11 protein-coding genes are annotated in these 12,506 nt (G+C 32.8%); 9 read left to right on the top strand and 2 right to left on the bottom strand.

Annotated elements, in window-relative coordinates; translation table 11 throughout:
- The first annotated feature begins 26 nt into the window (after positions 1 to 26).
- The 6 genes from BXU11_RS13590 (at position 27) to bshA (ending at position 5,571) form a co-directional block, all read left to right on the top strand.
- Entirely contained in the window at positions 27 to 992 is a 966-nt protein-coding gene (locus tag BXU11_RS13590; protein WP_078212906.1) for an MlaD family protein, read from the top strand.
- Between the two features lie 6 nt (positions 993 to 998).
- On the top strand, positions 999 to 2,330 hold the full coding sequence (locus tag BXU11_RS13585; protein ID WP_078212905.1) for a (Fe-S)-binding protein: 1,332 nt from the start codon (positions 999 to 1,001) through the stop codon (positions 2,328 to 2,330).
- An 89-nt stretch (positions 2,331 to 2,419) separates the two neighbouring features.
- Entirely contained in the window at positions 2,420 to 3,211 is a 792-nt protein-coding gene (locus BXU11_RS13580) for a (Fe-S)-binding protein (protein ID WP_024981847.1), read from the top strand.
- Positions 3,212 to 3,223: 12 nt separating this feature from the next.
- Complete coding sequence (locus BXU11_RS13575; protein ID WP_078212904.1) at positions 3,224 to 3,706, top strand: ABC transporter ATPase; 483 nt, start codon at positions 3,224 to 3,226, stop codon at positions 3,704 to 3,706.
- Between the two features lie 59 nt (positions 3,707 to 3,765).
- Complete coding sequence (locus tag BXU11_RS13570; RefSeq protein ID WP_078212903.1) at positions 3,766 to 4,368, top strand: phosphatase PAP2 family protein; 603 nt, start codon at positions 3,766 to 3,768, stop codon at positions 4,366 to 4,368.
- A 69-nt stretch (positions 4,369 to 4,437) separates the two neighbouring features.
- Positions 4,438 to 5,571, top strand: a complete 1,134-nt coding sequence (gene bshA, locus BXU11_RS13565) for an N-acetyl-alpha-D-glucosaminyl L-malate synthase BshA (protein WP_024981844.1) — start codon at positions 4,438 to 4,440, stop codon at positions 5,569 to 5,571.
- A 58-nt stretch (positions 5,572 to 5,629) separates the two neighbouring features.
- Here the strand turns inward: bshA and BXU11_RS13560 are convergent, their stop codons facing one another.
- Complete coding sequence (locus BXU11_RS13560) at positions 5,630 to 6,061, bottom strand: hypothetical protein (protein ID WP_024981843.1); 432 nt, start codon at positions 6,059 to 6,061, stop codon at positions 5,630 to 5,632.
- A gap of 365 nt (positions 6,062 to 6,426) precedes the next feature.
- Here BXU11_RS13560 and aroC point away from each other — a divergent pair, with 365 nt between their 5' ends.
- From aroC to BXU11_RS13545, 3 genes are all read left to right on the top strand, one after another.
- On the top strand, positions 6,427 to 7,491 hold the full coding sequence (aroC, locus tag BXU11_RS13555) for a chorismate synthase (RefSeq protein WP_078212902.1): 1,065 nt from the start codon (positions 6,427 to 6,429) through the stop codon (positions 7,489 to 7,491).
- A gap of 46 nt (positions 7,492 to 7,537) precedes the next feature.
- Complete coding sequence (locus BXU11_RS13550; RefSeq protein ID WP_024981841.1) at positions 7,538 to 8,791, top strand: dicarboxylate/amino acid:cation symporter; 1,254 nt, start codon at positions 7,538 to 7,540, stop codon at positions 8,789 to 8,791.
- 162 nt (positions 8,792 to 8,953) lie between these two features.
- On the top strand, positions 8,954 to 11,158 hold the full coding sequence (locus BXU11_RS13545) for a response regulator (protein ID WP_078212901.1): 2,205 nt from the start codon (positions 8,954 to 8,956) through the stop codon (positions 11,156 to 11,158).
- Here BXU11_RS13545 and BXU11_RS13540 read toward each other — a convergent pair.
- Positions 11,155 to 12,405 carry a DEAD/DEAH box helicase gene (locus BXU11_RS13540; RefSeq protein ID WP_078212900.1) on the bottom strand — a complete coding sequence of 417 codons (1,251 nt, stop codon included), beginning with the start codon at positions 12,403 to 12,405 and terminating at the stop codon, positions 11,155 to 11,157. The two genes, BXU11_RS13545 and BXU11_RS13540, sit on opposite strands and share 4 nt — an antisense overlap.
- Between the last annotated feature and the right edge of the window lie 101 nt (positions 12,406 to 12,506).

The raw sequence follows: 12,506 nt of genomic DNA, 5'->3' as shown, positions 1-12,506 counted from the left end.
TTTATTTTTGCGCAAAATCTTATATTTTGAAACTAACAAAAGAAATCAAAACGGCAATTATAGTAATTACCGCAATTTTATTATTTATTTGGGGATATAGTTTTTTAAAAGGACGCGATCTTTTTACTAACTACTCCACTTATTATGTTGAATATGATAATGTAGAAGGTGTTTTACCTTCATCGGCAGTAACTTTAAATGGTTTGTTGATTGGAAAAGTAGCATCAATCACAATTGACCAAAGTACGGGTAAACTTTTAGTAGAATTACAAATTAATACTGATTTTCCAATATCAAAATCCAGTACTGCTCTAATTTATGAACCTACTTTAATAGGTTCAAAGCAAATTGCAATACGTCCAAATCTTTTGGATAAAGAGCTATTAGAAAATGGGGCCAGATTAAAAGGCGGTGTAGAACTGGGTATGGCTGCTAGTATGAGCGAAAAATTGGTTCCGTTACAAGAAAAAATAGAGAAGCTATTAGTAAATGCTGATGCTATGCTTACGGGTATCAACAATGTTTTGGATCAAAAAGGCCAAGCAGATTTAAAAAATAGTTTAGCTGAATTGAATAAAACAATGGTTCAATTTCACAAGGCATCATCAAGTATTAATGGAATTTTAGATGATAACAAACACCAGATAAAAGGAGTGGTCTCAAATTTCAATAAGGTTTCTAGTAATTTTTCAAAGATTTCGGATTCACTACAAAAAGCTGATCTTGGCAAAACTGTAACCGAATTAAATAAAACTCTTGCAAATGTAGACAAGATGATGGCTAATTTACAGTCAGGGAAGGGGACCATGGGTAAATTACTTACTGATGAAGCGCTGTATGCTAATTTGTCCAAAACTTCAAAAGAATTAGAGTTGTTGTTGCAAGATGTTCGTTTACATCCAACGCGTTATGTAAACGTTTCTGTTTTTGGAAAAAAAAATAAACCTTATATTGCCCCTGAAAACGACTCACTATTAAAAGCAAAAAACTAACTATTTATGAATTTTTTAGACAATGTTCTATTTGCCATAATCCTTGTAGTAGGATTTGGTTATTTTTTTACTAATGTAAAAAAGATCATTCGCAACATCAAATTAGGTACTGATATTGATCGATCTGACAATCCTAAAGAGCGATGGAAAAACATGGCCATGATTGCATTAGGACAATCCAAAATGGTTAAAAGGCCTGTTGCTGGGGTTTTACATATTATAGTTTATGTTGGTTTTATAATTATCAATATTGAATTATTAGAAATTATTATTGATGGCCTTTTTGGAACACACCGTGTTTTTGCTTTTTTAGGCGGAGCTTATGATTTTTTAATTGGTTCTTTTGAAGTTTTAGCAGCTTTAGTGCTTCTTGCTGTATTTGTATTTTGGTCTAGAAGAAATGTTATCAAACTCAAACGATTTCTTAGTGCCGATTTAAATGGGTATCCAAAAAATGATGCAAATTACATTTTATATTTTGAAGTCGTTTTAATGTCTTTATTTTTATTAATGAATGCATCAGATCTGCATCTACAGCAGGTTCCTGGCGGTTTTTCACATTTCATCAAAGCAGGTTCTTTTCCTGTTAGTCAATTTATAGCACCTGTTTTTGACGGGATGTCTAACGAAATCGTGATGTTATTATCAGAATTATTTTGGTGGTTGCATATTGTTGGTATTTTGATTTTCATGAACTATTTATATTATTCAAAACATTTGCATATTATTTTAGCCTTTCCAAATACCTATTTTGCTAATTTAAAACCCCAAGGTCAATTTGATAATTTGGCTTCGGTTACTACTGAGGTTAAATTGATGATGGATCCTAATGCTGATCCTTTTGCAGCTCCCGCAACTACTGATAGTGTTCCAAATAAGTTTGGTGCCAGCGATGTAATGGATTTAAATTGGGTGCAGTTGATGAATGCTTATACTTGTACCGAATGCGGTCGTTGTACTTCATCATGTCCAGCCAATCAAACTGGTAAAAAATTGTCTCCACGTAAGATCATGATGGATACAAGAGATCGCTTGGAAGAAGTAGGAAGAAATATTAACAAAAACAAAGGAGTGTTTGTACCAGATTCGATTTCGTTGTTAAACAATTATATTACTGCCGAAGAATTGTGGGCTTGTACCTCATGTAATGCATGTGTGGAAGAATGTCCAGTAAATATAAGTCCATTGTCAATTATTATGGATATGCGACGCTATTTGGTAATGGAACAAAGTGCCGCTCCAATGCCTTTGAATGCGATGATGACAAATATTGAGAATAACGGTGCGCCTTGGCAATACAGTCAACAAGATCGTTTGAATTGGAAAAACGAGCAATAATTATACTCTTTCAAAAATCACAAATAGTTAAAGTAAATTGATGATGATAGTTTAAACTTCAATTTATTTCATTTTATAAAACACAAATTATGTCAGAAAATTTGATTGTACCTACAATGGCCGAAATGTTAGCGCAAGGAAAACAACCAGAAGTGTTATTTTGGGTGGGCTGTGCAGGAAGTTTTGATGATAGAGCAAAAAAAATCACCAAAGCTTTTGTTCGAATTTTGAATCGTTCTAATGTTTCATTTGCGGTTTTAGGTGCGGAAGAAAGTTGCACCGGTGATCCAGCCAAAAGAGCGGGAAATGAATTTTTATTTCAAATGCAGGCCATGATGAATATTGAGGTTTTGAATGCATATGAAGCAAAAAAAATTGTGACAGCTTGTCCACATTGCTTTAATACCTTAAAAAATGAATATCCGGAATTAGGTGGACATTATGAAGTGGTGCATCATACTGAATTTTTAAAATCATTATTAGATGATGGTCGTTTAACAATTGAAGGAGGTCAGTTTAAAGGAAAAAAGATCACATTCCATGATCCTTGTTATTTAGGTAGAGCTAATAAAATATATGAAGCTCCAAGAGCATTAATTCAGAAATTAGATGCTGAATTAGTTGAGATGAAACGTGCCAAAGCCAATGGTTTATGTTGCGGTGCAGGTGGGGCTCAAATGTTTAAAGATGCTGAAGCTGGTACTAAAGAAGTGAATATTGAAAGAACGGAAGATGCATTGGAGGTACAACCTGCTATTATCGCTGCGGGCTGTCCTTTTTGTAATACCATGCTCACTGATGGAATAAAAAATAAAGAAAAAGAATCTGAAGTAAAAGTGTTAGATATTGCTGAATTAATTGCAAATGCACAAGATTTATAAAACAAAATAATTATGTATCAAGCCTTTGATAGTTTACCAGAAGAATCCAAAATTTGGATTTACCAATCTAATAGAAAGTTTTCTGACACTGAAATGATCGAAATTGAAACTGCATTGCAAGCTTTTTTAAAAGAATGGGCTGCGCATGGTACCAGTTTGGAGTCTTCGTATCTGTTAAAATACAATCGTTTTATTATCATTGCGGTCAATCAAGAGGTACAAGCTGCCACTGGTTGTTCCATAGATAGTTCTGTCGAGTTTATTCAGAGCCTAGAAAAAAAGTATAGTGTTGATTTATTAGACAAAATGAACGTTACTTTTAAATTAGGAGAACATATTGCTTATAAGCCTCTACTTGATTTTAAAAAAATGGTAAAAGATAAAGCAGTTACAGAAAATACTATTGTTTTTAATAATTTAGTGAATAATATTCAAGAATTTAATGAGTCTTGGGAAGTACCAGCAGCCGATAGTTGGCATAGCAGATTTTTCTAAAACATTATAAACTAGATATTTTATCTAGTTTTTTTTTAAAAATTACTATTTTTTCTTTCATGTCAAATCGTTTTTTGTTTTGTGCTTTTTGGTTTTTCGGCTTAGGTTTGTACGCTCAAAATTTTGATAGTACTATCTTACGTTCTATACATGTAAATAGAAATACAAATTTCGACGCTACATTTGAGCATATTACCAACAGTTATGCTGTGGTGAGTGTTGGAGCGCCTTTAGTGTTATATACGGCCGGATTATTAAATAAAGATAAGCAACTACAAAAAGAGGCTATTGGTATGGTGGAGTCCGTAGCAGGAGCAGTTTTTATGACTGTTGCTTTAAAAGAAACCATAAAAAGAGATCGACCTTTTGAGCGTTATCCTGAAATTCAAAAGTTGACATCTGCGGGTGGCTATTCCTTTCCTTCGGGGCATACCTCAATTGCTTTTGCTACCGCTACATCTTTGAGTTTGTCTCATCCAAAATGGTATGTAATTGTTCCATCTTTTATTTGGGCTTCCTCTGTGGGCTATTCAAGAATGCATTTAGGAGTGCATTATCCAACCGATGTTATTGCGGGAGCTCTAATAGGTAGTGGTTCAGCTTATTTGACATACAAAATAAATAAGTGGATCGACAAGAAGAAAAAAAAGGAAGTTTTGTAATTCTTTTTTAATTTTCCTTAACTTCTAACTGCTCTTTTTTAAGTACATTCGTTACTTTAATTTAAATACATGAAAATAGCCATTGTTTGTTATCCCACATTTGGCGGGAGTGGAGTAGTTGCAACTGAATTAGGATTGGAATTGGCAAGACGTGGGCATGAAATTCATTTTATAACCTACAGTCAACCTGTTCGATTGGCGCTTTTGAATCCTAATGTGCATTATCATCAGGTTAATGTGCCTGAGTATCCTTTGTTTCACTACCAACCCTATGAGTTGGCTCTTTCGAGTAAGCTGGTAGATATGGTCAAGTTGTATAAAATAGAAGTATTGCATGTGCATTACGCTATTCCGCATGCCTACGCTGGCTACATGGCCAAACAAATGTTGAAGGATGAAGGAATCAATATTCCGATGGTAACTACGCTCCATGGAACGGATATAACCTTGGTTGGAAATCATCCATTTTACAAGCCTGCGGTAACTTTTAGTATTAATAAATCTGATTTTGTAACCTCGGTTTCAGAAAGTTTAAAAGCAGATACATTAAAATTATTTGCTATTAAAAATGAAATTCAGGTAATCCCAAATTTTATTGATTTAGATAAGGAAAAAAAAGACCCAACTACGCCATGTCATCGTTCAGTAATGGCTAATCCCAACGAACGAATTATTACGCATATTAGTAATTTTAGAGGAGTAAAACGAATTCCAGATGTAATTAAAATTTTTGATAAAATTCAAAAAACAGTTCCTTCAAAATTAATGATGGTGGGTGATGGTCCTGAGAAAGAAAAGGCAGAACAATTGTGCTATGAATTAGGAATACAAGATAAAGTCATATTTTTTGGAAACAGTAACGAGATCGATAAAATTCTTTGTTTGACAGATCTTTTTTTATTACCATCTCAAACAGAAAGTTTTGGTTTAGTAGCGCTCGAAGCTATGGCGTGTTCTGTTCCAGTGATATCGAGTAATTCAGGTGGATTGCCGGAAGTGAATTTCGATGGTTTTTCTGGTTTTTTGAGTAATGTTGGTGATATTGATGCGATGGCCGAAAATGCAATAAAAATTTTAAAAGATGATGCCACTCTAATAAATTTTAAAGCAAATGCACTTGAGGTGGCTAAAAAATTTGATATAAAAAACATCTTACCAATTTATGAAGATCTTTACCAAAGAGCCATTCAAAAATACCAATAAAAAAAGGGAAGTTTTGTGTAAAACTTCCCTTTTTTATTATTCATTGGATATTCTCTGATTAGAATACAAATCTAACGTTTAATCCAAAACCTCCTGCATGGAAATCAGTGTCTTCAAGTACCCAAAGCGTAGGTCTCCAGTCAACACCAATTGCAATAGGAGCTCCTTTAAAACGATATTCAAGGCCTACTTCTCCACTAAGACCTAATAGAAAATCATCACCAATAAATGCAGATGGTCCAGCACCCATGTACCAGTTGAAAGATTCACTTCCTAGTGGTCTGTAGATAAAGTCATATAATGCTTCAACTCCAACACCTCCGTTACCGAAAGATACATCGGCGTGGATTCTACTAAATTTACCAGCAGAAAAAACAGCATCTACTGCTACATCATTACCTGTAACATCACCAAATCTAACCCCGATTTCTTGTGCATTTACAAAATGCATTGATCCCATAAATAATAATCCTAACAGAAATTTTTTCATAATTTTTTTATTAAATAATTAATAATATTTATAAATTCTGAGGCAAAATTAGTAAAAAAAAGGGATCTCCGAATTCATTATAAATATTTTAACCAAAAAAAGACATTAAAAAGTGTCTTTTTTGTAGATTTTCATTTGTTTTTTATTTGTTTTACTGTTAAAATAGTTAGATATTTTAAATGAATGAAGGTTTTTAAAATAACTTTAATTAATTATGTTTGTAATAAATATTGCTTTAATAATTGTTTTAAAAGTTAATTATTTAACAAAACTCCTTGTTTTTAATAAATTTAATATAACAAACTTGTTAAATTAATTTTTTTGTTTACTGCTTAAAACTTACATTTGTCCAAAATAATTTAGTTATGGCAGGAAATAGTTACGGAACAATCTATAGAATCACAACATTCGGCGAGTCTCATGGTGAAGCATTAGGAGGGATTATTGATGGATGCCCGTCTGGAATATCCTTGGATTTAGAAGCTATAGAGCTTGAAATGATTCGAAGAAAACCAGGGCAATCCGCTATAGTCACTCAGCGTAAAGAACCAGATGCTGTTCAGTTTTTATCAGGAATTTTTGAAGGAAAAACTACAGGCACTCCCATTGGATTTATCATCCCGAATACGAATCAAAAATCAGATGATTACTCACATATAAAAGATAATTATCGCCCAAGTCATGCCGATTATGTCTATGATAAAAAATATGGTTTTAGAGATTACAGAGGCGGTGGACGAAGTTCAGCCAGAGAAACGGCAAGTAGAGTGGTTGCGGGTGCCATTGCCAAACAAATGATGCCAGACATACGTTTTAATGCATATGTGTCATCTGTCGGACCACTTTTTCTTGAAAAGCCTTATCAAGAGATTGATTTTTCGAAAATAGAAAGTAATCCAGTACGTTGTCCAGATAAAGCCATGGCGGCCAAAATGGAGGAGTATATAAGAGAAATACGCAAACAAGGAGATACTGTTGGTGGCACTGTTACGTGTGTTATTCAAAATGTTCCTATTGGTTTAGGAGAGCCTGTTTTTGACAAACTTCATGCTGAACTCGGAAAAGCGATGTTGTCTATAAACGCTGTAAAAGGTTTTGAATTTGGCAGTGGTTTTTGTGGTGCAAAAATGAAAGGGAGTGAGCATAATGATCAATACAATGAAGATGGTACTACCAAAACTAATCTTTCTGGTGGAATTCAAGGGGGAATAAGTAATGGAATGGATATTTATTTCCGAGTTGCTTTTAAGCCAGTAGCGACCATCATGCAAACTCAAGAAACTATAAATAAAGATGGAGAAATTGTTGAAATGACGGGTAAAGGCAGACATGATCCGTGTGTAGTTCCTCGTGCTGTACCAATCGTTGAAGCAATGGCAGCTATTGTTTTGGCAGACTTTTATTTAATGAATAAAACCTATTCTAAATAGTTGCACTTTAAATCCCCAGAACTAACTTAATCACCAAAAACTACTAATGGAAATAAAACAAACTTCAAAAAAATCATTTTTTAAAGGGCTAACAGGTCAAATTCTAATTGCAATGATTCTTGGAGCAATTCTAGGAATTTTTATTCATACGTCATGGGAACCAGAACACGCTCAAGAATTTAGTAACAAAATAAAAATATTGGCTACTATTTTTATTCGATTGGTTCAAATGATTATTTCTCCATTGGTTTTTACAACATTAGTTGTAGGGATTGCAAAATTGGGTGATGTAAAAGCTGTGGGAAGAATAGGTGGTAAAGCTTTGGCTTGGTTTTTTACAGCTTCCTTTATTTCATTGTTAATAGGGATGTTTTATGTAAATATATTGACCCCAGGGATTGGTCTTAATTTATCCAACATTGATGCAAGTACAGCAACAGAAGTAACGGGTAAAGCTCAGAGTCTTTCGTTTAATAATTTTATTGAACACATAGTTCCAAAAAGTATTATTGAAGCCATGGCAACCAATGAAATACTGCAAATTGTCGTTTTTTCAATTTTCTTTGGACTCGCTGCAGCATCAATTGGAAACCATGCTAAGCCAATTGTTGATTTTATGGATCGGCTATCTCATATTATCCTGAAAATGGTCAATTTCGTTATGAAGTTTGCTCCTGTCGGAGTTTTTGGTGCGATAGCTGGAGTATTTGCTGTTCGTGATTTTTCAGAACTTGCGTTTACTTACTTCAAATTCTTTGGATCTTTTTTAGTCGGAATTGCTACTTTGTGGTTGATTTTAATTGCTATCGGATATCTTTTTTTAGGAAAAAGGATGAAAACCCTTTTAAATCATATTATAAGCCCTTTGATTATTGCTTTTGGTACAACTAGTTCCGAAGCAGTTTTTCCAAAATTAACCGAAGAGTTGGAACGTTTTGGAGTAAAAGATAAGATCGTATCTTTTATGCTTCCGTTAGGATATTCTTTCAATCTCGATGGAAGTATGATGTATATGACTTTTGCAGGTATTTTTATTGCGCAAGCGTATGGAATTGATTTGGATCTACCTACTCAGTTTACCATGCTTTTGGTATTAATGTTGACAAGTAAAGGAATTGCAGGGGTTCCCAGAGCAAGTCTAGTGGTAGTTGCAGCAACTTGTGGAATGTTTGATATACCCGTTGAGGGTATTGCACTTATTTTACCTATCGACCATTTTTGCGATATGTTTAGAAGTGCTACTAATGTTTTAGGGAATGCATTGGCAACATCGGTAGTGGGTAAATGGGAAGAAGATTAAAATAAATAGTATTTATCTGTAAAGCCTGCTTGATTTTATTAAGCAGGCTTTTTTATGATTACAAATTAAGAGTTGAGGCGTATTAATTTATAATAATATAATCATTTGTATCTCGGAAATATGTATTTTAGATATATATTTTTTAACTATTAAAAAACAATTATGTTACAAAGTCGCATTGTTTTAACTTTTTTTTTATTATTTATATATGTTTTTAATCTATCAGCTAAAAATGGAGTTTATGATAGAAAAGAGTTGTTACAAAAGTCAAAACAGGCCAATGAATACTTTAAGGCTAATGATTTTGAACAATCATTACTCTTGGCACGAGAAGTTTTAAAAAAAGGATTACAAACAAATGATGACTATTTAATTGCTGTAGCCTATAATATCATTGGATGTAATTATAGTGAATTTTTCGAAAGTGATAAATCAATTAAGTATTTCAATAAATCTTTACTTTATGCCAATAAAACATCAAATGATACTTTGAAATTTAAAGCCTATAATAATTTAGGAAATGTCTATTGCTTCAATAAGAAAAATTTCAATCAAGGTATAGAGTATTTTAAAAAAGCTATTTTTTATTGTAAGAAAATAAAAAATGAAAATTTTCAATTGTTTGTTAGCATTAACATGGCTTGGGCGTATTTTGAAAATTCAAATTTTGAAGAAGGTCTCGAATTTCTTAACTATTCAAATGCTAATTTCATAGAAAAAGGGAATGAGTCAATTTGCACTGTTTTTAAAATGATTAACGGGATGTATTATAGTCATATTGGGGATTATAAGAAAGCCAAAGAATATTTTAGTAAATCTGTTTCACATGGTTACATTCATAATGACTTAAATGATGTTTCTTTTGCCCATTATCAGTATTCCAAAATGCTTTTTAAAATAGGTGATTATAAAGAGGCTTATGTACATCTTAATAAGTATGATGAATTAATAAAGACAATTTATGATGAAAATAAACTGATAAAAGCTTCTATTGCTGGCTTAAACGTAGAGGTTGACGAATACAAAAGAGAATTAACCAAATTTGAGATAGTCAAAGAGGTTCAGAAACAAAATTTAATTAAATCTAAGATAATTGTAGTCTTATTTATAATTGTTTTTTGTATTCTTTTACTTCTCGTTTTTACATTAGTTAGAAACAATAATTTCAAGCGAAAGATAAATTCAGAACTCATAATCGCGAATAATGATTTATTGCTTGCAAAGGAAAAAGCTGAAGAAGCATCTCAAATGAAGTCTCAGTTTGTATCTACCATCAGCCATGAGTTAAGGACCCCACTTTATGGGGTTATAGGAATAACAAATATGCTTATTGATGAGTATAAATATTTAGCCAAAAGCCCTCATCTTAGTTCTTTGAAATTTTCTGCAAGGTATTTACTTTCTTTAATTAATGATATTTTACAAATCAATAAAATTGAAGAAAATCGAGTGGTTCTGGAAAATATGACTTTTAATATTTCGGATGAAATAGAAATGATTGTACAGTCGCTCTCTTTCTTAGCTCAAAGTAATCGGAATGAAATTGAGGTATTTATCGATTCAAATCTACCTGAATATGTTATTGGAGATAAGTTGCGTTTTGCTCAAATAGTTATGAATTTAATGAGCAATGCCTTGAAATTTACTAAAAAAGGAACGGTTTCTGTTTCTGCCATTTTGGAAAAAGAAGTAGATAATCAATGTTTTGTGAAATTTAATATCAAAGATACAGGCGTTGGGATTGCCAAAATAGATCAACAAAAGATATTTGATAAATTTGTTCAAGTTGGTAGAAATGACACTGATTATCAAGGTACTGGTCTTGGATTATCTATCGTAAAAAGATTATTAGAGTTATTTAATAGTGAAATCATCCTTGAAAGTGTTATAGGGGAAGGAACATCATTTACATTTACAATTCCATTCGAAAATGATAGAAACAAAACAAATGCGATAATAAATAACATGAATGTGGATTTGACTTCTAGTCAAATTTTTAGTGTTTTGATCGTTGAAGACAACCGAATAAACCAAATGGTTACTAGGAAGTTAATGGAGAAAAATCATTTCAAATGTAATGTTGTAGAAGATGGTTTTAAAGCACTCGAAATTTTAGAAAAAGAGAAGTTTGATATAATATTGATGGATATCAATATGCCATTGATGAATGGGTTTGAAACCACTCGATTGATAAGAAGTAAGAATATTACAACTCCTATTATTGCTTTAACGGCTTTTGATAAGGAAGAAATTACAGAAGAAGCACTTGCCTCAGGTCTTAATGATATTATTATTAAGCCATTCGATCAGTCAAAACTTTTTAAAGTAATACATTCGTTAATTTCAAAATCGCAAAGCGTTGGTTAGTACCAACGCTTTTTGTTTTGTTTTGCATTTGCAGATTTACGTGATTTATGTGCGCCTCCACTTCTATTGGAATTTTTAGGTTTTTCGGATGGGGATTCTGGATTGCCAGATTGCCAAGGAAAAGGATGATCAGTAATGGTTTTTACATCAACTTTTATCAATTTTTGAATATCTTTCCAATAAGGATGTTCATCTTTTCCGCAAAATGAAATTGCTAGACCTCCATTACCAGCTCTTCCCGTTCTGCCAATTCGATGCACATAGGTTTCTGGGATATTTGGAAGGTCAAAGTTTATGACAAAAGGTAATTGATCAATATCAATGCCTCTTGCAGCAATATCAGTAGCTACCAGTACGCCAACTTCTTTGTTTTTGAAGGCTTCTAATACACGTTGTCTTGCATTTTGAGATTTGTCTCCGTGAATTGCCTCGGCTGCTATATCTTTTTTCCGTAAAGCTTTCACAACATTATCAGCACCATGTTTTGTTCTTGAAAAAACCAAAACATCCGTTAAATTCTGATTTTTTATCAAATGATATAAAAGATTTCTTTTTTCTCCTTTCTCGACAAAATATAAATGTTGTTCTACTTTTTCAGCAGTAGAGGAAACGGGTGAAACCGTTACAGTAGCTGGGTCATTCAAGAACATTTCTGCTAATTCTCTAATAGCAATCGGCATGGTGGCCGAAAACAATAAGGTTTGTCTATTTTTTGGTGTTAATTTTACGATTTTCTTTACATCGTTTACAAATCCCATGTCTAACATTTGATCTGCTTCGTCTAAAACCAATGTATGCAAATGATCAAAATCAATAAAGCCCTGTTTGTGAAGGTCTAATAATCTTCCCGGTGTAGCAATCAAAACATCCACTCCCTGACGTAAGCTGTCTACTTGAGGATTTTGCGAAACACCACCAAAAATTGTCAATTGCGTTAAATTGGTGTATTTGGCATAGGTATCAAAATTTTGGCCAATTTGCACGGCTAATTCTCTAGTTGGGGTAACCACCAAGGCTCTTATTTCCTTTTTTTTCTTAGAGGATCCAACTATTCGATGCAGTTGATGAATAATTGGAATGGCAAAGGCAGCAGTTTTTCCGGTACCGGTTTGTGCGCATCCTACCAAATCTTTTCCCGATAAAATTAGAGGTATTGACTGTTCTTGAATTGGAGTAGGGGCGGTATAGCCTTGTTCAAATACGGCTTTTTGTATACTTTTAGAAAGGGATAAATCTTCGAATAACATAGTTTTTGTTTTAATATTCTTTGATAAAACTCAAAGAACAGGTTTGCAAAGATAGTGTTATTATTTATAAGCTTAATTTTATCCCTAAATTCTACTTGTAA

This window comes from Flavobacterium sp. LM5, from assembly GCF_002017945.1.
GTDB classification, from domain to species: Bacteria; Bacteroidota; Bacteroidia; order Flavobacteriales; family Flavobacteriaceae; genus Flavobacterium; species Flavobacterium succinicans.
This window is presented reverse-complemented; position numbering and strand designations above follow the sequence as displayed.

Coding starts and splice junctions, on each gene's coding strand:
- BXU11_RS13550 (WP_024981841.1), top strand. CDS start 7,538: ATGGAAATAAAACAAACTTCAAAAAAATCATTTTTTAAAGGGCTAACA.
- BXU11_RS13575 (WP_078212904.1), top strand. CDS start 3,224: ATGTATCAAGCCTTTGATAGTTTACCAGAAGAATCCAAAATTTGGATT.
- BXU11_RS13580 (WP_024981847.1), top strand. CDS start 2,420: ATGTCAGAAAATTTGATTGTACCTACAATGGCCGAAATGTTAGCGCAA.
- aroC (WP_078212902.1), top strand. CDS start 6,427: ATGGCAGGAAATAGTTACGGAACAATCTATAGAATCACAACATTCGGC.
- BXU11_RS13560 (WP_024981843.1), bottom strand. CDS start 6,061: ATGAAAAAATTTCTGTTAGGATTATTATTTATGGGATCAATGCATTTT.
- BXU11_RS13570 (WP_078212903.1), top strand. CDS start 3,766: ATGTCAAATCGTTTTTTGTTTTGTGCTTTTTGGTTTTTCGGCTTAGGT.
- BXU11_RS13585 (WP_078212905.1), top strand. CDS start 999: ATGAATTTTTTAGACAATGTTCTATTTGCCATAATCCTTGTAGTAGGA.
- BXU11_RS13540 (WP_078212900.1), bottom strand. CDS start 12,405: ATGTTATTCGAAGATTTATCCCTTTCTAAAAGTATACAAAAAGCCGTA.
- bshA (WP_024981844.1), top strand. CDS start 4,438: ATGAAAATAGCCATTGTTTGTTATCCCACATTTGGCGGGAGTGGAGTA.
- BXU11_RS13545 (WP_078212901.1), top strand. CDS start 8,954: ATGTTACAAAGTCGCATTGTTTTAACTTTTTTTTTATTATTTATATAT.